The organism is Aminobacter sp. DSM 101952, from assembly GCF_001424795.1.
GTDB classification, from domain to species: domain Bacteria; phylum Pseudomonadota; class Alphaproteobacteria; order Rhizobiales; family Rhizobiaceae; genus Aminobacter; species Aminobacter aganoensis.
The window spans coordinates 119,210-139,402 of sequence record NZ_LMCL01000004.1 but is presented as its reverse complement, the minus strand read 5'-3'; the positions used below and the strand labels follow the sequence as shown (position 1 = coordinate 139,402).

At 58.2% G+C, this 20,193-nt stretch carries 14 protein-coding genes and 2 pseudogenes; 10 read left to right on the top strand and 6 right to left on the bottom strand.

All coding sequences use genetic code 11. The annotated features are described in order from the left end of the window. Nucleotides 1-4 precede the first annotated feature (4 nt). The 4 genes and pseudogenes from ASC75_RS06600 (at nt 5) to ASC75_RS25915 (ending at nt 4,923) form a co-directional block, all read left to right on the top strand. On the top strand, nt 5-2,623 hold the full coding sequence (locus ASC75_RS06600) for a hypothetical protein (RefSeq protein WP_156381132.1): 2,619 nt from the start codon (nt 5-7) through the stop codon (nt 2,621-2,623). 565 nt (nt 2,624-3,188) lie between these two features. After that, nucleotides 3,189-3,572 (top strand): annotated as a pseudogene (locus tag ASC75_RS25215) (transposase); the annotation flags it as partial. Nucleotides 3,573-3,819: 247 nt separating this feature from the next. Continuing rightward, nucleotides 3,820-4,578, top strand: coding sequence for a FadR/GntR family transcriptional regulator (locus tag ASC75_RS06595; RefSeq protein WP_328589415.1), 759 nt, complete (start codon nt 3,820-3,822; stop codon nt 4,576-4,578). 186 nt (nt 4,579-4,764) lie between these two features. After that, nucleotides 4,765-4,923 carry a hypothetical protein gene (locus ASC75_RS25915; protein WP_155269259.1) on the top strand — a complete coding sequence of 53 codons (159 nt, stop codon included), beginning with the start codon at nt 4,765-4,767 and terminating at the stop codon, nt 4,921-4,923. A gap of 493 nt (nt 4,924-5,416) precedes the next feature. On the opposite strand, the gene ASC75_RS06590 is transcribed toward ASC75_RS25915, so the two are convergent. The 6 genes and pseudogenes from ASC75_RS06590 to ASC75_RS06565 all read right to left on the bottom strand — a co-directional run bounded on the left by ASC75_RS06590 (nt 5,417) and on the right by ASC75_RS06565 (nt 12,163). Further along, entirely contained in the window at nt 5,417-5,848 is a 432-nt protein-coding gene (locus ASC75_RS06590; RefSeq protein WP_036588654.1) for a heme-binding protein, read from the bottom strand. A 4-nt stretch (nt 5,849-5,852) separates the two neighbouring features. Further along, nucleotides 5,853-6,565, bottom strand: a pseudogene (locus tag ASC75_RS06585) (malate synthase G); the annotation flags it as partial. Between the two features lie 246 nt (nt 6,566-6,811). Further along, entirely contained in the window at nt 6,812-8,089 is a 1,278-nt protein-coding gene (gene glcF / locus ASC75_RS06580) for a glycolate oxidase subunit GlcF (RefSeq protein ID WP_036588657.1), read from the bottom strand. A 1-nt stretch (nt 8,090) separates the two neighbouring features. After that, nucleotides 8,091-9,239: an FAD-binding protein gene (locus ASC75_RS06575; protein WP_036588659.1), complete on the bottom strand. Its 1,149-nt coding sequence runs from the start codon at nt 9,237-9,239 to the stop codon at nt 8,091-8,093. Continuing rightward, the gene (locus ASC75_RS06570) at nt 9,236-10,690 is read right to left on the bottom strand and encodes an FAD-linked oxidase C-terminal domain-containing protein (protein ID WP_036588744.1); all 1,455 of its coding nucleotides are present in this window, start codon (nt 10,688-10,690) and stop codon (nt 9,236-9,238) included. The genes ASC75_RS06575 and ASC75_RS06570 overlap by 4 nt, the downstream gene beginning before the upstream one ends. Nucleotides 10,691-10,945: 255 nt before the next feature. Then, nucleotides 10,946-12,163, bottom strand: coding sequence for a CaiB/BaiF CoA-transferase family protein (locus ASC75_RS06565; protein WP_036588661.1), 1,218 nt, complete (start codon nt 12,161-12,163; stop codon nt 10,946-10,948). A gap of 247 nt (nt 12,164-12,410) precedes the next feature. Between ASC75_RS06565 and ugpC the strand changes: the two genes are divergently transcribed. From ugpC to gorA, 6 genes are all read left to right on the top strand, one after another. After that, nucleotides 12,411-13,529 carry a sn-glycerol-3-phosphate ABC transporter ATP-binding protein UgpC gene (gene ugpC, locus ASC75_RS06560; protein WP_051517875.1) on the top strand — a complete coding sequence of 373 codons (1,119 nt, stop codon included), beginning with the start codon at nt 12,411-12,413 and terminating at the stop codon, nt 13,527-13,529. Between the two features lie 215 nt (nt 13,530-13,744). Further along, nucleotides 13,745-15,088 carry an extracellular solute-binding protein gene (locus tag ASC75_RS06555; protein ID WP_055971945.1) on the top strand — a complete coding sequence of 448 codons (1,344 nt, stop codon included), beginning with the start codon at nt 13,745-13,747 and terminating at the stop codon, nt 15,086-15,088. Between the two features lie 55 nt (nt 15,089-15,143). Next, nucleotides 15,144-16,016 carry a sugar ABC transporter permease gene (locus ASC75_RS06550; protein ID WP_036588662.1) on the top strand — a complete coding sequence of 291 codons (873 nt, stop codon included), beginning with the start codon at nt 15,144-15,146 and terminating at the stop codon, nt 16,014-16,016. A 2-nt stretch (nt 16,017-16,018) separates the two neighbouring features. Beyond that, complete coding sequence (locus ASC75_RS06545) at nt 16,019-16,969, top strand: carbohydrate ABC transporter permease (protein WP_077548352.1); 951 nt, start codon at nt 16,019-16,021, stop codon at nt 16,967-16,969. A 76-nt stretch (nt 16,970-17,045) separates the two neighbouring features. Beyond that, nucleotides 17,046-18,704, top strand: a complete 1,659-nt coding sequence (locus ASC75_RS06540) for a GMC family oxidoreductase N-terminal domain-containing protein (protein ID WP_077548353.1) — start codon at nt 17,046-17,048, stop codon at nt 18,702-18,704. An 85-nt stretch (nt 18,705-18,789) separates the two neighbouring features. Next, nucleotides 18,790-20,172, top strand: coding sequence for a glutathione-disulfide reductase (gorA, locus tag ASC75_RS06535; protein WP_036588664.1), 1,383 nt, complete (start codon nt 18,790-18,792; stop codon nt 20,170-20,172). The last annotated feature ends 21 nt before the right edge of the window (nt 20,173-20,193 follow it).

Sequence of the window (20,193 nt, the reverse complement as noted above, 5' to 3'; positions counted from 1 at the left end):
CGATGTGGACGCGAAAATCGCTCAGAACACTCGAGCTTTCGCGATCGAGCGCCTGTCCGACCGGAGTATTCTTGAGTGGGCGCTAACACTGCGCCCAGACCAGATTGCGGAGCGAACGGCGCTGCGGGATTTGGTCGAATACAGGGTGAAAGAAATTGCCGAGCCTTATCTGCAAGCATGGCAATATCTCTTCGAGTTCTGGGACGGTCCTTCGGGAGACGCCTCTCAAGATCGGCTTCTGATAAAACACGAACTGAGAACCGGCGGTAGCCCCACCGAGATTATCAGTCTCATAGTCGCCGCGGTCAGGCCGTGGATTCGAGTTGAGAACGGCAAGAAATATGAAGCGTTCGGGCACAAGCTGCCCAAGAAGCCAAAGCGCGTCCGCGACATTTTCTGGGTGTCGATGGAAGGCGGACGGGGCATTGCGCCGGAGGAGATAGGTCTTGGCGAGTCGGAAGACAGGGACTTTCTGTTCGAGCTCGCTGTTGCGCTGAATGCTGCTCTTTTGAGCGGGCTGAACCAAGCCCGTCGGATTGGTTACATCGGCGACGCAGATCCGATGAGCTGGCTTGTCCAGCGCGTATATTACGTGCCGCCAGAGCAATTCGCTGACGGCGGGGGCGAGCCAGATCGCCACAAACAGGGCTTTGCACCCACCACCAAGCTTCTTTTCGCGGTCGTGAAACGCCTCGCGCTGCTCGACAAGAAGGCAGCTTCTCGCGTCGTGTCTTCGTGGGATACTGATCGCTCAAAGCTCTACAAGCGCCTATGGGCGGCTGTCGCACGCGACGAATCAATGATCGGAGCAACTGACGTCGCCGAGTTCCTCACAAAACTCGATGACCAAGAATTCTGGTGGCCACACGCGTTTCCGGAGATTGCCGAGTTGCGGGCAGTACGTTGGAACTCGCTTCCGGAAGAGGTTACCCAACAGCTGGAACGGCGAATACTAAAAGGAGAACCGGCGGGGCGTCTAAGAAAGCGCCTCGGGAAAGACGAAGCTAAAAATGCTCTGGTCCGGCTCAGCATGACGGAACTTCAGCGCATAAAGCTCGCCGGCGGGCACCTTTCCGCCAAGGCCGAAGACTGGCTGCAAAAAGCAGCTTCGGAGCAACCTCAGCAAATCGCTTTGGCATCCGTCACGCAAGACTTCGCGGCGGGCGTGAGGTCATTCAAAGATGATCGAGGCGGCGATCCCGCGTTCGCTGATGTTCCTCCGTCGCGTTTGATTGAAGAACTAGCGCGACAGCTGGGCGACGATGGATGGGACAACAACAGCCGAGCTGCATCCGACTATATAGGCCGCAATCCAGACCTGATCCTGGACCTGCTTGCAGGTAAACCATACTCGCCGGCTCGTGCGAAAGTTTGGCAAGCATTCGGCTACAGTTTCCGGCCGCAGGACATTAATGCGGGGAGAGATACCGCCACCGCGGAGGACCAAGCGCTAGTTCCTACAGCGCTGAGGGCGTGCGGTGAGATCGCCGGCACGGACGTGAAAACGCTGCAGGAGGCCCTATCGGGCCTTACCACGTGGATCTCGACCTGGGACCGCCTGTTGAATGGCGAAGGCGATTACATCCGCGCGTGGCTCGCGCTTTGGCCCGTGGCTGTTATTGAAACCAACAGAGCGCCGGGGTCCGATAGCCGGCTGGGCGATCGGTCGTACTCGACGCCCGTCGGCCAGCTAGTCCACGGGCTCATTAGAGCAATACCAGCCTTTAAACCCGGGACACTCGCGCAACCGCCTTGGTCAGAGGCACTTCTATCCCTAGAACAGGCAACGGGTGAAGCGAAGCTTCAAGCGCAATACCAGACGATGATGTTCTTCGAATATTTTTGGTCGGCCGATCAGGCCTGGACACGGAAAAACTTGCTGGCGCCATTGCTTGAGGCACGCGGCGAGAACGGCGACCTATGGCGGGCCTTCGCAGATACCCGATACATGCCCGCCCGCGATGTTTTGGTACAGGTCGGTCCGATGCTGGTTGAAGTGGCAGCGGGAAACGAGATGGCTGCGGAAGTTCGTGGCGCCCTTGCCAGAAGAGCAATTTACGCGACGATCCTGGACAAGCGCGAAAGTCGCGATCCTGCCATTCCGATCCGCCTTACGCAGCAGCTGTTGCGCATAGGGGGAGACGAAGTCCGCACAAATGCTCTCCGGGCCATGAAAAACTATCTCGAGAACCCAGGCGTCGAACCACCGCCGACCCCGTCGCAACGGTTCGCCTTAATCAAGGAGGTGTTTGAAGACGTCTGGCCGAAGGAGCTGACATTGTCATCCCCCGCATTGTCGGACGCACTCGCGGACTTCCCAGCAAAGGCCAGACCACATTTTGCGGAAGCGACAAACCTCATCCTCCCATACCTCACACCATTCGATACCTGGTCACTCTATGAGTATGGCGTGTTGGATCGGTCGGATAAGACAATCAGTGGCGTGGATTCCGCTGAAGATGCCGCCGCGTTCCTGTCGATACTGGATAAAACAGTGGGGACGGAGGAGGGGGCGATTGTTCCAAACGGGCTGGATCGTGCCTTGATGCATATTGCCGAGAAGAGCCCACGTCTTGAGAAGGACACCCGATACCAACGCCTGCTGACGCTATCTCGACGGTAGTCTTTCTCGATTCGGCGGCGCACTGCTCCACATAGATCGTCGGGCTTGGCATCATCGATCAACTAGGGCCTCGGGCGTTCCAAGCCGGGCCATGATTTCGAGAGGACGTGCCGATTTGTTTCCGGCAGCGCACGTCCGTCGGCCAGGGGCTGTCGGTTGGCACTTAATCGTCAGAATGCAGGTGGTCCGGCGAGTTGTGGCAATTAATCTGAGAATCTTTTGGACGGGTCTTGGCGCTTAACGGCTGCTGACACGGAGCAACCCTTTGTAAGATCTCCTAATGCTGATGCACTCAGCCAAAACCGCCATTATAGTCATCGCGGCGTTCTCGGATAAGTGCCAAATTCTCAGTGCGATTCTCAGTTTGTTGGGTCTTCCTCACTTTGCGTGTTCACTTGCCGTTAGACATGCTGCCGCTATGAGCGGGCATGCAAGCGAAAACGAAAACGAAATGGTCGCCCGGCCCAGGGGTCAAAGTTTTGGGTATCTCGCTCCCTGACGATGACAGCTGGGTTGTTTCCACCGCCGGACCAGCTTTCGGCATTTGCCCTAACCGGGCCGCGATGCTGTCCCGATATGCGATCCGGAGACCGGCCATGTGATCTCGCCGGTAGGCGCAGCTGCCCTCTTGCATGAAGCCGCGAAGCATGCTGACGATCAGCCAGGCGAGAAGGGTCGATGCTTTGAATCAGGGCTCGCCTGAGTTCGTTTTGATGCGCAGCCTTGGCATGCGCTTCTGCGGAATCTTTGCAGCCGCGATCCGGACAGGCTCGACAGCTGGATTGACGATGCCGTTAACTCGCGTTTGGTCGCAATTGAGCGGTTCGCACGCGTCTTGCACCGCGATCTTGACGCCGTCTACAACGCCATTGAGCTGCCCTGGAGCAACGGCCAAGCGGAAGGCCAAATCATCCGCCTGAAGGCAATCAAGCGTGCAATGTATGGCTGAGCTGGCCTGGAGCTGCTCAGGGCACGCGTGCTGCCGCCTGACCAAAATCGCCACCCACAAAGTGGGGAAGAACCCTTTCAATTGCTAAGTGACACTAGGTTCGTTGCGTTCCAAGCTGGCCTTTCCATGACCCCCGACATAGACTCGGAATCGGAGTTACCAATTTGGTAGACCGATTTGGGTTTCACTGGTACTTTGGCCTTGAGCTGCCAAGTGATCCGCGTGTATCGAGATGGACCTGATTGGAATGAACGAACGGCTGGAAAAAGACCAAAATATGCTTGAAAAGATTGAAGGCGATAGAATTGCCGGTGTCCCGAACGTTGTAGGGAGAATACTCTCGTTCATCGATGAGCGTCGCTATCAGCCGAGCGAACGGTTGCCTTCGGAACGTGACTTTGCCGACAGGTTTAATGTCAGTCGCGGGGCCGTTCGCGAGGCTTTGGCTGCTCTAGAGTCGATGCGCGTGATTGAGCGGAGGCCTAACTCCGGAATTTATCTTAGAAATTCTGATGAAAGCAGCATTGAGGCCCTCGTTCTTCGTGCTTCTTCTGGCCTACCGTTCCAGCCTGAAGAGACCGCGGACGTGTTTGAAGTGCGAAGTATTCTGGAATTGCAGAGCGTCCGTATTTCCTGCGACCGAAGGCGAGATCAGGACATCGATCATCTGAAGAAAATACTTCGCAAAACTAAGCTTGCAATTGATAGTAAAAAAACAATTGAAGATGAGGATACAGCGTTTCATCTTGGTATCATATCCGCAACTCACAATACAATACTGCTTCGCACGGTGAAGTTATTTTACGAATTTTCAAAACAGCGCCGTATAATATACTTTTCAGACTACGCGCGTGGCAAGAAGGCTTATGAAGACCATTGCGAGATACTTGAAGCCATCGAGGGCCGTCACACCGACTTGGCGGTGGGATTGATGGACCGACACTTGTCCCGAGCTCTGGCCACATGGCAGACTCTCCTCGCGACGCCGGAACCAGCTGCTAAATAGTGCGATTTCGAATGGCCTACCTCTGGATCGGGCGGGAATTGCGAAAGGACGAAAACGAGTAACCGAGGGCCGCCGTTGGGTCGGCCCGGTCTGTTCGTCCTTTCGGCCTTGTTGCGTGACAGATTCCGAATCAGGACATAGGTTATGTCAGCCCATTGAACGCGTAGCGCAAGAGCGAAGACGTAGTTGAGCAAGGTCGTGCTCGTGCTGGTCTGCGGTTGGCTTCTCTTTCAGGTCTTCAATCTCGGCACGCCGTCTATTCGCGGTTCAACCCGACATGCGCCCGCGGGTGAACAGATCGCCACGGCCGACTGGCTGCCGAGCAGCTCGGGCGCCTACAGGTAGTGCCGGTATCGGACCAGAGCTGGAACTACCGACCGGATTAAAGCAGCCCGATTTTGGTCGGTCTCAGCGAGCACTTGCCTGTTCGCCAAGATTAGCGCCTTCTTACTTCTGCCATCACTTCGCCTCCCTTACTGCGCGGATCGTCTAATGATTGACGGGGTCAGCGCCTCCTTTGCCGCCGGAAGCGTGCAAAGCCTGCATCATAAACTCCAGCCACGATCAAGGCTTCGGCCGCACGGATGCCCGCCGGGCCAGCGCGGCGCCGATCACGCCGCCATCAGATGTTTGTCGATGTCGATGACACGCCGGCGGTGTCGATTGGGAGGATGGTCATGCGTCTTTCTCGTCACCCCGCGAAGCAAGGAGCACAAGGCGCGGTCAGCCCGCCGGCCATGACGACTTGAGGCCAGTCGGCTGGAAAAGTTCATCGGCAGAACCGCTTTTAGCCACATTTCCGGACGCAAAGCCGTTTCACGCTTTTGCTGGAAATGCTTTAGCCCTTGTCCGCGACCAGGCCCACCTGCTCGACAGCGTGCGCAGCACAGATTTCGTCGTTGGCCGATGCATCACCGGAGATGCCAACAGCTCCGAGGGTCTCACCCGCCTCCCCGCGTATCAGGACACCACCGGGAACCGGCACGATCTTACCGCCGGAAACGCCGGACAGGGCCTGTACGAAATGAATGCGCTCGGCAGCGGCCGAGTTCAGCCAGCGGGAGCCCGAGCCGACCGCCAGGGCGCCATAGGCTTTGCCAAAGGCGATCTCGAAGCGCAGCATGGAAGAACCATCCTGCTTCTGGAACGCGATGAGGTGACCGCCTGCATCGAGCACCGCGACCGAAAGCGGCTTCAGATTGAGCTCCCGCCCTCGATCCAACGCGGATTCGATAATGCGGTTGGCGACATGCAGCGTGATGGCTTTCATTGTTTTATCCTGTTCCGAGATCGCCTGCCCCTTTGGCCTTCAGCTCCAGCCGGCGCGCATGCAGAACCGGCTCGGTATGCCGCTCCGCTGAGCGCGGCCCTTGATGACCAGATCGACTGCCGCGAGGAGGGCGATGGACTGGTCGAAATCCGGTGCCATCGGGCGGCGGTTCAGTCGCAGTCGTTCTGGCGATCCACGACGCCGGCCGTGCGCTTCGGCATCTCCGTCACCTGCGCTTCGCTGACGATGCCGTCGCAGCCAGTTCGCCATATGCTGCGCGAGATGCACAGCGTCGCGCGGTCCTCCATCAGGCCGAATTTGTTGATGTCGGGCACCTTGGAGCAGCCGACGCCCTGGTCGACCCAGCGCACGACATAGCCGAGAATGCCCTGCGCGTTGTTGTCGAGTTCGCGCTGGATGTCCTCCGGCGACCAGTTGCGCCGGGTGGCAACCGGGATCGACAGGATGTCGTCCAGCTTCGCCTTCTAGCGCGACTTCAGCACTTTCGGCGCTTTCACGTCGACCTTGTGATAGTGCGTGGCGTGCAGCGTGGCGGCGGTGGGCGACGGAACCCAGGCGGTGTTCGCGCCAGCCTTCGGATGACCGATCTTCTGCTCCAGCATGGCGGCCGTCAGGTCCGGCATGGCCCATATGCCCTTGCGCATGGCCCCGCAGGCCGCATTCCGGCCCGGTATCGGCGTTCCACGCCTCATAGGCTTCGGCGCGAGATCGTGGACGAGCTTGCCGAAGCCGGCCCAGAAATCCGCGGGTTTGACGCCGGTGCCGCATTGCGCGCTTGTTGACGAAATGGTAGAGCCTGCGATCGACCTGCAACGCGCCGTTTGAGTAGAGCCTGCGACCGACCTGCAGCCCGCCGACTTCGATCCGATCCGTCATGTCAAAGCTCCGTTATTGCGCCCCGACAGGCGCGTATCTCTTCGCGGGGGTTATGGCATCCCAGCCCTATAAGGGCTTGGGCCCGCCGGTCGCCCAATCTAGAAGCTCGGCGATATGAACGACTGGAATGTCCGTTCCCGATCCGATCTGCATCATGCAACCGATGTTTCCGGCGCCAATAACCTGCGGCGCGGTCGCCTCCAATGTCGTGATCTTGCGCGACTTGAGTTGGGACGAAATCTCGGGCTGCATCAGATTATAGATGCCGGCGGAGCCGCAACAGATGTGACCATCGCGCGGCTCCACCACTTGGAAACCTGCTGCTTTCAACAGATCCTTGGGCGCGGCTCGGATCTGTTGCCCATGCTGAAGCGAGCATGCGGCGTGATAGGCTACCCGGAGGGGCTCGGCATGGGCCGGTTCCCTGAGGCCGATAGAGTTCATTACTTCGCTGATGTCCTTTGCCAGAGCCGAAACGCGCGCGGCGTCTGCCGCCAGCGGATCGTCGCGGAACATGTGGCCATAGTCCTTCACGGTCGTTCCGCAGCCGGACGTGTTGATGACGACGGCGTCGAGGCCGTCGCCATCCAGTTCGGCGACGAGCGCCCGGATGTTTGCGGCCGCCATGCGGTGGCTCTCATCGGTCTTGCCCATATGGTGCGTGAGCGCACCGCAGCAACCCAGCCCTTTGGGAATGACGACCTCGCAACCGTGTCGTTGCAACAGCCTGATCGTGGCGTCGTTGATGTCGGTGTTCAGGACGCGCTGTGCGCAGCCGGTCAACAGGGCGACGCGCTTCTGCCTGCCGGTCTCGGCGGCGAAGGTCTGGGGGCGGTTGTTGAAACTGGGTGAGGGGATTTGGGCCGGCACCATGTCAAGCATCGCCCTTAGGCGGGCGTCCGGCAGCAGCCTTCGAAACGGCTTCGCAAGCTTCCCGCCGATCAATGCGAGACGGAACCGACCGGGATAAGGTAGGATTTTCCCCAGAATCCAACGTAGCGCGCGGTCGTCCCACCGGCGCTTGTAGTTTTTCTCGATGTATTCCCGTGCGTGATCGACGAGATGCATATAGTGCACACCAGAAGGGCAAGTGGTCATGCAACTCAGGCAACTAAGGCAGCGGTCGATATGCTTCACCGTTTGCCTGTCCGGGACCTTGCCGTTTTCCATCATATCCTTGATCAGGTAAATGCGTCCGCGCGGGCTGTCGAGTTCATCGCCAAGAACCTTGTAGGTAGGGCATGTGGCCGTGCAAAAACCGCAGTGAACGCACGATCTGAGAATTTCGTTCGAGCGCCTGGTCGTCGCGTCGGTCAACTGTTCTGCCGTGAAGTTCGTCTGCATCTCAGCGTCCCATCCGGCCCGGGTTGAAAATCCCGGCGGGATCAAAAACGTTGCGAAGCGACGCTGCCAGGGCCGCCGCGCCCGGGGCTTCGTTTATGAACGCGGGACCCGTACCGCCGGGGCCGGGACGCGCGAGCGTCACCACCCCTTCCGGAACTGCGGCGCGCACGGCGGCGCAATCCGCGTTCCCGCAATACCAGATCAGCGCCGCGCCCCAATCGAGCGAGCTCTCGCCTCCCAGACGTTCGAGGGCTTCCATCGTGGCGGGTGCTTCGGTAGGCTTGACTAGGATGCGCCAGACGGCATCGGAGCGGTCGGCAAAGTGGCGAACGTCCCTCAGGTTTCGCCACAAATGGCGGCTTTTCCCATCCTCAAGCGTGTCGATATCCCGGCCGCGGAACAGGGCTTGCAGCCGCTCGCACCGGTACTCGACCTGACGAGACAGTCCTTCGATGCGCAGCCATGCCGTTCTGTCGAAGAATGCGGCGCCGGAAACTTCGAAAGGCGTCGCCAGCGCCGTCGAGAATATGGCGACGGCCTCGCGTGATGACAGCCCGCCGAAGACCAGAGTCTTCTGGGCCTCGGCCGAAGGAAGCGTTTTCAGGGCCACCTCCGTTAGGACGCCAAGCGTCCCATGCGAGCCACAGAGCAATTTCCCGAGGTCCATCCCGGTAACGTTCTTCATCACCCGTCCGCCATTCCTGATGATCCGGCCTTGCCCGTCGACGAACCGGACGCCGAGCAGGTGATCGCGGCATGCGCCGGCTTGAATGCGTCTTGGCCCGGAGAGGTTGGCGCCGACCATGCCGCCGATGGTCGGCGTGCCGTCTGTCGCAAGCAGCACGCGATAATCCATCGGCTCGAAGGCTAGCGACTGGCCCTCGGTCGCCAGCAGCCGCTCGATCTCACCGACCGACGCGCCCGTACGTACGATCAGGGTCAGTGCGCCCGGCTCGTAGGCGACGATCCCGCCAATCTCGCGTGTCGTCAGAACCGAATCTGCCGCAACGGAGGCGCGGCTCTGGGTGCCACCTCCGCAAATATGGAGTTTCCGCTTCTGCCGGAAGCTGTCCGCGACGAGTGCCGCCAGCTCGGCTTCGCTCCCTGGAACCGCCGCATCGGCGCCCCGGCTTTCCGTCCCCTCCGTCATACCCTTTTCGCCGCCTCCCGATGAGGCTGGCTGATCTCGAGAGGGAAGACCTTCGCCGGATTCAGCAGCCAATGAGGATCCAGCGCCCCCTTGATCTCCATCTGGATCGCCATGTCGTCCGGCGCATATTGCTTCGTCATAAGGTCGCGTTTTTCGATCCCCACGCCGTGTTCGCCAGTGAGGCAGCCGCCCATGTCCACGCACAAGCGAAGAATGTCGCTTCCGAAGGATTCGGCTCGCTCGAGGTCGCCGGGCTTGTTGGCGTCGAACAAGATCAGGGGGTGCATGTTTCCGTCGCCGGCATGAAAGACATTGGCGACCTCAAGCCCGTGTTCCTTTGAGAGCTCGCCGATCCGTTTCAGGGTGTGGGGCAGCTTCGAAACCGGCACCGTGCCGTCGAGGCACAGATAGTCGCCTAAGCGGCCCATCGCCCCGAAGGCCGATTTGCGGCCCTTCCATATCGCCAGCGACTCGTCGGCGTTGCGGCTGCTGCGGAATTCGGCGGGGTTCAGTTCCGATGAGATTGCCTTGATGCGCTCGATCTGATCGGCGATTTCGTCTTCCGAGCCCTCGACCTCGACGATCAGGACGGCGGCGCAATCGGGATAGCCCACTTTTGCAAAGGCCTCGACCGCACGCAGGCAGACATCGTCCATGTACTCGATCGCCACCGGCAGGAGGCCGGAGCGAATGATGCGGGCCACGCATTCGCCCGCCGTTTCGGCGCTGTCAAAGCCAATCAGCATCGGCCGTGCGCCCTCGGGGCGCGGCAGGATGCGCAACGTCGCTTCGGTCACGATCGCGAGTTGCCCTTCGGAGCCGCAGATAAGCCCCAGGATGTCCAGACCCGCCATGCCGAGATGGGGACCGCCAAGCTGGACGATCTCTCCGGTGGCAAGCACCATGCGGACGCCGAGAAGGTTGTTCGTGGTGACGCCGTATTTCAGGCAGTGGGCGCCGCCGGAATTCATCCCGATATTCCCGGCGATCGTGCACGCAAGCTGCGACGACGGGTCCGGTGCGTAGAAAAACCCTTCCGCCTCCAGCTCCGCGCTGACGGAAAGGTTGGTGACGCCCGTCTGAACCCTGATGAAACGGTTTGCGGTATCTATCTCGAGAACGGCCCGCAGCCGCATGGTGCCGATGACCACGCTATCGGCAGTCGGAAGCGCTCCGCCTGCCAGCGACGTGCCGGCACCGCGCGGGATAACCGGAACACGCAGATCGTGGCAAATCTTCATCGCCGCCGCCACCTGCTCGGTAGTGCACGGTAGAACCACGGCGAGCGGCGGACATCGGTAGGCGGTCAGCGCGTCGCACTCATATGCGCGGGTTTCCTCGGGGTCCGAGACGATCGCATCCGCGGGAAGGACGGCCCTCAACGCCGCGACGATTTCGGGCTTGCGGGCGATGATCGCAGCGTCGGGAGCGGGCATGGCAATTCTGGACATTGGCTCAAACCTGTCTGATCGAAAGCATCGAAGAACGAGACGCTCCTTCGCACCCGCCTTCATCGAGGCACAAAAGATGCGCAGGCTCGCGATGAGGCGACCTATGAGCATCGCAGCTGTTTACCGGGCTCCACGCGGGAGATCCGCTGGGCGAAGGAGAAGCGCGATATCTCGCTGCGGCGGCTCGCCAGCGATAGTCTTGGCACGTCGAACGCCTGACAACCGCAACCGAGGGCGCGCGCAGCCCGCCCTGTGTCATCCGCAATAGATAATCTTGTCCTTCTCAAGCCGCGATATTTCATCATCGCCGATGTCGAGGATTGAATTGAGGATGTGCTTCGTATGCTCCCCAAGCATCGGGGGACTGATGGAATACTCGATTTCCGTTTGCGAGAATTTGATCGGATTGGCCACGAGCGGCACCGTCTTGCCCGTGGTGTGGGGAAGGTTGATCTGCAATTGGCGATGGATGACCTGCGGATGCGCGAATGCCTGGTCGAGCCGGTTGATCGACGCGCATGGTACGCCGATGGGTTCGAGAAGGGCGATCCAGTACTCCGTCGTTTCCTGGGTAAGATGCTCGGTCAGGATCGAGACCAGAGCGTCGCGGTTCGCCAGGCGATCCGTGTTGGTGGTGAAACGGGGGTCATCGCAGAGGACTTGCAGCCCGGACGCCATGCAGAATTTCCTGAACTGCTGGTCGTTCCCCACCGCGAGGACGAATGACCCGTTGCTCGACCTGAACACCTGATAGGGCACGATGTTCGGATGAGCATTTCCATATCGCCGCGGCGGTTTCCCGGTGGTCAGGTAGTTCAGATTCTGGTTCGCCAGAGCGGCAAGCTGGACATCGAGAAGCGCCATGTCGATATGCTGGCCCTCGCCCGTCCGCTCGCGATGCAGTAAGGCCGACAGCACGCCCGTTGCGCTGTACATTCCGGTGAGGAGATCGGAAATTGGGACGCCGACCTTCTGGGGCCCGCCGCCGGGTTTGTCGTCGGCCTCGCCCGTGATGCTCATCAGCCCGGATATGGCTTGGATGGCCATGTCGTATCCGGCCACGGTCTTCATCGGGCCGGTCTGGCCGTATCCCGTGATGGAGCAGTACACTATGTCCGGCTTGATGAGGCGGAGCGTTTCAAAATCCAGCCCATACCGCTTCATGTCGCCGACCTTGTAGTTCTCGATAAGAACGTCGGCCTTCTTGACCAGAGATCGAACGATGTCAGCGCCGGCTTGCGTGGCGATGTCTACGCAAATCGAATGCTTACCGCGATTAGCGCTGAGGAAATAGGCGCTCTCGGTCGTTCCATCCAGATGCGGTGGGCCCCAGTGGCGGGTGTCGTCGCCGGTAAAGGGGCGTTCGATCTTCCAGACCGTCGCCCCTAGATCGGCTAAAAGCTGCCCGAGCCACGGGCCCGCTAGAATCCTCGATAGATCAAGAACTTGGTATCCACTCAACGGTCCGGCCATCTCAACCACTCACATTGCGATTAACGTGCCTCTCTATGGAAGCTATGGCGAAACGTAACTGGACATACCAGATTGGTCAATCCAATAATTTTGCCCCGCGTCCTGTGGGTGCTATAAAAAATCTATCAAGGGGGACATTGACGAAGCAGCGGGATTGGTCTATCCAATTTGGTCTACAAGTAGGTCATCGGGAGGGATGGCCTGCGAAGCCCACAACAGGGCATCACGTTTAGGGAGGTTACGCTGCATGGCGCGAATATCGCTCCAAAATGTCTCCAAGTCGTTTGGTGGCGACCAGGGCCCATGGGCCGTCAAGGATTTCTGCCTGGAGATAGAGGATGGCGAGCTCATTGTTTTTGTCGGACCTTCCGGATGCGGAAAATCGACGACACTGCGGATGATCGCCGGCCTCGACGACACCACTTCAGGCGCTATCATAATCGGCGGGAGGGATGTCACCGGACTGCCTCCGAAAGATCGCAACGTCGCGATGGTCTTTCAGAACTATGCGCTATATCCCCAGAAGTCGGTCTACGACAACATGGCATTCGGCCTACGGGTGCGCGGTGAAGCGAAGCAGGAGATTGACCGGCGGGTGAGGGCCGCGGCGGCCAGCCTAGATCTCGAAGCCCTGCTCGACCGCAAGCCGCGACAGCTCTCGGGCGGTCAGATGCAGCGTGTCGCCCTTGGGCGTGCGCTCGTGCGGGACCCCGATGTTTTCCTTCTGGACGAACCGCTGTCCAATCTCGACGCGAAACTGCGCGTGAAGATGCGCGAAGAAATCACGACGCTCCATGCCCGGCTCCGGGCGACGATGATCTTCGTGACACATGACCAAGTCGAAGCAATGACGCTCGGGGACCGCATCGTGATCATGCGCGATGGCGTGATCCAGCAGGCTGGGAGACCTCTCGAACTCTATGACCGTCCCGCAAACACGTTCGTCGCTGGGTTTATTGGTTCGCCCGAAATGAACCTGATCGACGGGCATTTGGTCGACGCTAGCGGACGGCTCGAAGTGCGATCCGGAGACCTATCGGTAGGCATACCAGATAAAACCTTCGCCAAGTACGGACAAAGCGTGACGCTTGGAATCCGGCCCGAGCACCTCGTCATCTCCAACGATTCCCCGCTTGAGATGAGCGTAAGCTTGGTCGAGCAGATCGGAGCGCAGACTTATCTCATGGGCACGCTGGCCGGCCATAAGATGCGTGCCGTCGTCGAGCGCCGCGACGAAATCCGCGCCGGTGACAGAATCCCGATCGCCCTCCCGAGTGAGCGGCTTCACCTGTTCGAGTCCGCGAGCGGTGCGTCGCTCCGGATAGCGGAAACGGGTGGCAAAATCAGAGCGAAGGAAAGTGCGTGATCCACCCCTGCGAGATCGCCGGGTCAGATTGAGATACTGCGCCCCTGGACCGTGGGTCGCGGAATTCGACTTCAACGGATGCTCTGTATCGCGTGCTGACGAAAGCATCTCTGGATGCGCCATAAAGGAAGAAATTCACCACTATACTCGATACGGGCGAATTAATTCTTGTCAATTTGGCTTGAACTGACGTCTTAACATGGGAGGAGCATGAAATGAGCATCTACATTCCAGGTCACAAAAGAATGGCGGCGGGCCTGTCGGGCATGACCCGCCGTAACTTTCTAGGAACAGCGGCCGTCGTCGGAGCGAGCGTGGCGGCGCCCGCCGTGCGAGCCCAGTCCGGCGTCACGCTTCGTTTTCTCAACCAAGAAACTTCGGTCGCCAGTCAGGCTGCCCTTAAAAAGGCGTGCGACGAATACGAAAGCAAATTCGGCGTCAGAATAATTGTAGATTCGACTCCCATCAGCGGTACGACGCAAAAAGCGATGGCGGCGATCAATGCTGGCCAGTCATACGATATTATGACTGCCGGCTTCATTGCGGGTATTTTGCAGTTCGTTCAGGCGGGCGTTCTTCTGCCGGTCACCGACCTGGTAAAAAAGTACGACTGGGGCAAAGGCGCTGCCTGGGAGTATGAGGGTGAGAACTGGTACTATCCGTTCGATTACAATCTGGTCGTAAATTACTACAGGAAAGACCTCTACGCCCAGAAGGGTCTGAAGGTCCCGGAGACGTCGGGCGATTTCTTGAAGAACTGCGAGGCGCTTACCGTCAATAATAGTGGAAATGTTGATGTTGGCGGCTGCGTCATACCGCTGGCAAGCGACTCCGCGACGAATTGGGCGAGCTTTGGAAATATGTTCGCGGAAGGCACACAGCTTTTTGACAAAGACTGGAATGTCGTTCTCGACCAAGGCGAGAATCTCGATCGTGCCACGCGCTTTTTGGATCTTTATGGCGAGCTGTATAAGACCATGCCGCCCGGCATGAACGCCGTCGGCTACGCTCAACTAATGAGTCTCTTCACCACCGGAAAGGCTGCTCACACGCTCTATTCAGGCCGCCTGGTCGAATCCCTCGAGGCAACAAATCCTGCGCTGGCAGATCAGTACGGCATCTTTGCCTCGCCCAGCAGCAGCGGTCAGAAGGCGCTTTCCTATGCCTTTGACGGCTTCTGCGTCTTCAAGACGAAGCAGAGCGAGGAGGCAGTCAAATTCCTACAGTGGTTCGCTGACGAGCACTACGTGGATTGGTTGCTTTCCGCATGGATGAACAACCATCCGTCTCGCTTGGATATCTACGAAAATGAGCGGTGGAAGAGCCATCCCATGATCAAGAAGCATTGGGAAACGATGATGCAGATGAAGTCCTTCATCGCGGGGGACGGCGTTACCATCACGGCGATTGACACCAGCGGCCCTTCCATCGACATGCGTGCTTGTAACGTGTTCAACGCAAATGTCATGCCGGAGATGCTCCAGCAGAAAGTCCTCGGCAACACCTCGTCTGCTGATTGCGTCGCCGCGGCCGCGCAACGCATTCGCTCCCTCATCTAATTGCAGATCGGGGTGGTCTCTGCCGCCCCGATCGTTCGTCCAAAGGATGATTCTTATGGTTCAGGACCGGCGAATTGTTACGTTGTTTATAGGCAGTATATCACTGCTTGCAATTATTATTGGCGCCCCGTTAATTTACGCGGTTATGCTATCATTCTATTCGGCAAGTTCGTTTATCGGCGAACCTCAGTGGGCCGGCCTGAGCAACTACAGCAAGGTATTGCGAGATCCTCTTTTCTGGAATTCGTTGACGAACGGCCTCACAATCGCGATTACGTCAATTGTCCTGCAGGTTGTTCTGGGCGTCGGCATAGCGATGGTGCTTAACAAGCGCTTTCTTGGCCAGACGGTTGTACGCGCGATCGCCATTCTTCCGTACTTCCTGCCGACCGTTGTCGCCTGCCTGGTAGCCCAATGGATTCTCGAGCCAAATTACGGATTGCTCAAGAGCGCTCTCGCATCCATCGGTGTCGGAATGCTCGATTGGAGTTCTCATGCGTTCACGGCCAAAGGCACAATCGTCCTCGTTAGCGTGTGGTTGTGGACACCTTTTGTCGTAACCTGTGTTCTTGCCGGTTTGCAGACGATCCCAACGCAACTTTATGAAGCCGCGCGCGTCGATGGCGCGGGAGCCTGGCGGCAATTCTGGCACATCACGATACCGGGCTTACGCTCGGTTCTGATCGTGGTCATCCTTCTGCGCGGCATCTGGATGTTCAACAAGTTCGATGTGATATGGCTTTTGACGAAAGGCGGGCCGCTGAACCAGACAGAGACCTTGCCTACCTTGGCCTATAGGAAGTCGTTTCTGGAGTACAATCTGGGCGGGGGCGCCGCTGTGGCAACGATCTCCTTCCTTATTCTCTCAGGCGTCATTCTCATCTATCTGCGCCTATTCCCCATCGACGATGCAAAGCAAGGGAGATAACAATGAATAGCCATGTAGAGCGATTGCCCATTGATTCCCGCCCGCAGATACCAGAGCGCGAGCCGATTCGTCCGAAATCGTCGCTGCAACACGGGAGCAGGGTTCAGGACAGCACCTTCTGGAGACTATTTAAAAGGCTGTCAGGAAAAGTTGCACTCTATGTAACAGTACTCGTTATCTGCCTGTATTCGTTCTTTCCGATATACTGGATGATAATTTCAAGCCTGAGGCCTTCGGAACGACTTTTCCTCGACACATCTCTGGTATTCTGGCCACCGGACCTGACGTCATACATTTCCCTATTCCGGCAGACGAACTATGTCGTCAATTTTCTGAATAGCGCTCTAATGGCGGTTGCGACGATTACCGTCTCCCTCATGCTGTCGGCATTTGTCGCTTATGGCGCCACCCGGCTGCGTTTTCGGGGCAAGACTATGCTCGTGGCATCGATGCTTTTTGCCTACATGTTCCCACCCCTCATGCTGGCGATCCCGATGGCGGCAACTTTCCGCACAATCGGCCTCACCGACACACTGTGGGGGCTGTTGATCGCACATCTTGCAATTTCACTGCCGCTAGCGGTCTGGTTGCTCTGGGGGTTCTTTAAGTCAATGCCGTTCGACCTTGAGGAGGCCGCGATGGTTGACGGCTGCTCTCAATTCGAAGCGTTCATCAAGGTCGTCTTGCCGCTGTCCGCTCCCGGGCTCATCACTGTCGCCATCTTCTCCTTCCTCCTTTCTTGGGCCGACTATGTGTTCGCGCTGATACTTATTATGAGCGACCAGAGAAAGACGCTTCCCGTCGCTCTGGAATCGTTGCTCGGCGCCCATGATTTGCGGTGGGGTGAAGTCTTGGCTGGCGCCTCGCTGATAGCTCTACCTTTGTTCTTAATATTCATCTTCTGCTATCGGTATTTCGTCGCCGGGTTGTCGGCGGGTGCGGTGAAGGGATGATCCCGTCAAGTAAAGGCGAAAGATCGGCCGCCTTTTTGACTTGCGTTTGAAAAACATCACCGACCGGAGAAGGTCCATGTCGAGTTACGACTATATTATCATTGGTGCAGGTTCCGCCGGGTGTGTTTTAGCCACCCGCCTGAGTGAAGACGCCAATGTGAGCGTTTTGCTGATCGAGGCGGGCGGAGGGAAGTCGCTGTTTGTCGATATGCCCGCCGGAATCAGGATCCTCTATACGAGCGATCGGTACAACTGGCGCTTTTGGACTGAGCCGCAGCGACATCTTGACAATCGCCGGATCTATATTCCCAGGGGGAGGGTTATTGGAGGGTCGTCATCAATCAATTCGATGATCGCGATCCGCTGCAACCCTTGGGACTACGATTCGTGGGCGTCTCGGGGCATGCCTAAGTGGAGCTTTTCCGCAATGCTCCCCTATTTGCGCAGGATTGAGGATGCTAGCCTGGTTGTTCAGCCTGATAATGGAACGCGCGGGCACAGCGGACCCATCAAGCTTTCCTTCGGGCCACGGCGCTCGACCACGCAGGCGTTTGTCGACAGTCTCGTCGCTGCAGGTTTGCCTGAGAACAATGGATTCAACGGGTCGTCGCAGATAGGCGCGGGCTTCTACGAACTTACGATAGCACATGGAAAGCGGTCCGGCGCATTCAAGTACTTAGAACGCGCCAAGGGACGCCCAAACCTCACCATTCTGCCAAATTGTCATGTTCGTCGCATCAACGTTGAAGGAGGTTCTGCCAGTGGCGTGATCGTGGTTCAGAATGGCCGCGAGAGGACAATCAACTGTGATCGAGAAGTTCTGCTGACGGCAGGCGCAATCGGTTCGCCGCAGCTTTTGATGTTGTCGGGTATCGGGCCTGCTGATCATATGCGGTCTCTCGGCATTAAACCGGTTCACCACCTCCCGGGTGTGGGAGAGAATCTTCAGGACCATCTCGACTGCGCGGTTCGCTTCGAGGCATCGCAGCCGACGACGTTGACCCCCTATATGGGCCTCCTGAAAGGCGGGATGGCCGGTGCTCGATACATTCTCAAAGGCGATGGGCCGGCCGCTTCACAGGCCGTGGAGGCGGGGGCGTTTTGGGGCCCCGACCGATCGTCGCCGTTGCCGGAGTGGCAGGCGCACTTTGCTAACGTTCTCCGCAATCCGCCGCCCGGCGAGCGTATCGCTCACGGCTTCGCTGTTCGCGTATGTCAGCTCAGGCCACAAAGTCGCGGTACGGTGAGATTGCGAAGCGGGGACCCCGCCATTCCACCAGCAATCGACCCGCGTCTTGGGTCCGAGCATGCGGACCTCGCGAGTCTGAGAGATGGCGTGCGCGATATGTGCGATATGATGATGTGCGGACCACTCAAGAACTTCGTAAAACGCCCGATCGATGCGGAAGCCTTTGGCAATCTCTCCTCGCTGGAGACTTTCGTGCGAGCGCGGGCCGAGACGGTATATCATCCCGTTGGGACCTGTCGCATGGGTGCTGATGATGCATCGGTCGTGGACCCGAGCATGAAAGTCCGCGGTCTTGATGGTCTGCGGGTCGTCGACGGTTCGGTGATGCCAACGCTTCTAAGCGGCAATACAAACCTGCCCATTATGGCGATGGCCGAGAAAATCGCTGACGAACTTATTCACGGTGAAAGCTTTTCGCCTGAGTACCCGATCGCTGGGCAGATGCTTGCGCATGACGCGCATGGGCGCCGCCCGCCCTCCTCCTGAAAGCCTCCGTTTACCGTCCGCGGAACGCTGTAACGGTGCGAAAGCGCCCAAACCGTTTTCGTAGCTTTTGAACTCGCAGGGTACGATGGCTGATTTTGATGTTGATCTGGCAGTAATTGGTGGTGGTTCAGGCGGGGTCCGCGCGGCGCGGGTTGCTGCTAGCTATGGGGCCAAGGTCATTGTTGCTGAAGGAGATCGGGTTGGCGGGACCTGCGTCATCCGTGGCTGCGTGCCCAAAAAGCTTATGGTTTATGCTTCAGATTTCCAGAAAGAGATCGGGAACGCGGCGGGCTTCGGATGGTCGATTCCCCCAGCGAAATTCGATTGGGGAGTATTGACGGGAAATAGAGACAGGGAAGTCTCCCGTCTCGAAGCCGCATATACGTCGGCGATTGAAAAGTCGGGAGCGCGCCTGGTAAAAGAGCGCGCGACGTTTCAGGATGCGCGCACCTTGCGTCTTTCCAATGGGGAAACTGTGCGCGCTCGTAATATATTGATTGCCACAGGCAGCACGCCCAACCATGGGGAAGTTTTACCAGGCCTCGAGCATGTCATCTCCTCAGATAAGGTCTTTGAGCTTCGTGAATTGCCGAGACGGATCATAATTCAAGGAGGAGGCTACATCGCGGTTGAGTTCGCATGCATATTTGCCGGTCTCGGTTCGAAAGTGACTTTGGTTTGTCGGAGCGACAACATCCTGCGCGGTTTCGATCAAGACATAAGGACACATGTTCGGGATGCTCTGGAGCAGCAGGAGATTAGGATTGTCACTGACTGCCGGATCAAAAGAGTCGACAGGATGGACGAAAGCAGTGGCGTATTGAAAGCTAGTCTTTCAAACGCTGAACAGCTCGTCGCCGACCAAGTCATGTTTGCGATCGGACGAAAGCCCAACACTCAAGGCCTAAATCTCCAGAAATCTGGCGTTGCGCTAAGTGCTGACAGCGGCGGCGTCGCGGTCAACGAGAACTCGCAGACCAATGTGCCCCATATCTATGCGGTCGGCGACGTGACAAATCGCGTCAACCTTACCCCTGTAGCCGTGCGCGAAGCGCAGGCCTTTGCAGATTCGGTATTTGGCAAGCGTCCCACGCAGGTCGACTATACGGATATCCCGACTGCGGTTTTCTCGCGTCCGGAAGTCGGATCAGTTGGACTATCGGAGGCACAAGCCTGTGCCCGGTTTGAAAGGGTGGACATCTACAAAACGGATTTCCGGCCGATGAAGGTTGCCCTCTCCCACAGCTCCGAACGAATGATGATGAAACTCGTCGTGGATGCCGATTCCGGGAGGGTCGTCGGCTGCCATATTGTCGGATCTGGCGCTGCGGAGATCATCCAGGCAGTTGCGATTGCGATAAGAATGAAAGCCGTAAAGGAGGACTTCGATGCAACGATGGCTCTTCATCCAACTGCGGCGGAAGAACTTGTCACGATGCGGACGGCCACCAGGCGCTGCGTTCGTTAACGCATTTTGTAGCAAATCGGA

What these genes read in the sequence shown, in the direction of transcription:
- ASC75_RS06575 (WP_036588659.1), bottom strand. Translation starts at nt 9,239, where the DNA reads ATGACGGAGGGGACGGAAAGCCGGGGCGCCGATGCGGCGGTTCCAGGG.
- ASC75_RS06565 (WP_036588661.1), bottom strand. Translation starts at nt 12,163, where the DNA reads ATGGCCGGACCGTTGAGTGGATACCAAGTTCTTGATCTATCGAGGATT.
- ASC75_RS06540 (WP_077548353.1), top strand. Translation starts at nt 17,046, where the DNA reads ATGTCGAGTTACGACTATATTATCATTGGTGCAGGTTCCGCCGGGTGT.
- gorA (WP_036588664.1), top strand. Translation starts at nt 18,790, where the DNA reads ATGGCTGATTTTGATGTTGATCTGGCAGTAATTGGTGGTGGTTCAGGC.
- ASC75_RS06545 (WP_077548352.1), top strand. Translation starts at nt 16,019, where the DNA reads ATGAATAGCCATGTAGAGCGATTGCCCATTGATTCCCGCCCGCAGATA.
- glcF (WP_036588657.1), bottom strand. Translation starts at nt 8,089, where the DNA reads ATGCAGACGAACTTCACGGCAGAACAGTTGACCGACGCGACGACCAGG.
- ASC75_RS06555 (WP_055971945.1), top strand. Translation starts at nt 13,745, where the DNA reads ATGAGCATCTACATTCCAGGTCACAAAAGAATGGCGGCGGGCCTGTCG.
- ASC75_RS06590 (WP_036588654.1), bottom strand. Translation starts at nt 5,848, where the DNA reads ATGAAAGCCATCACGCTGCATGTCGCCAACCGCATTATCGAATCCGCG.
- ASC75_RS06570 (WP_036588744.1), bottom strand. Translation starts at nt 10,690, where the DNA reads ATGTCCAGAATTGCCATGCCCGCTCCCGACGCTGCGATCATCGCCCGC.
- ugpC (WP_051517875.1), top strand. Translation starts at nt 12,411, where the DNA reads ATGGCGCGAATATCGCTCCAAAATGTCTCCAAGTCGTTTGGTGGCGAC.
- ASC75_RS06595 (WP_328589415.1), top strand. Translation starts at nt 3,820, where the DNA reads ATGAACGAACGGCTGGAAAAAGACCAAAATATGCTTGAAAAGATTGAA.
- ASC75_RS06550 (WP_036588662.1), top strand. Translation starts at nt 15,144, where the DNA reads ATGGTTCAGGACCGGCGAATTGTTACGTTGTTTATAGGCAGTATATCA.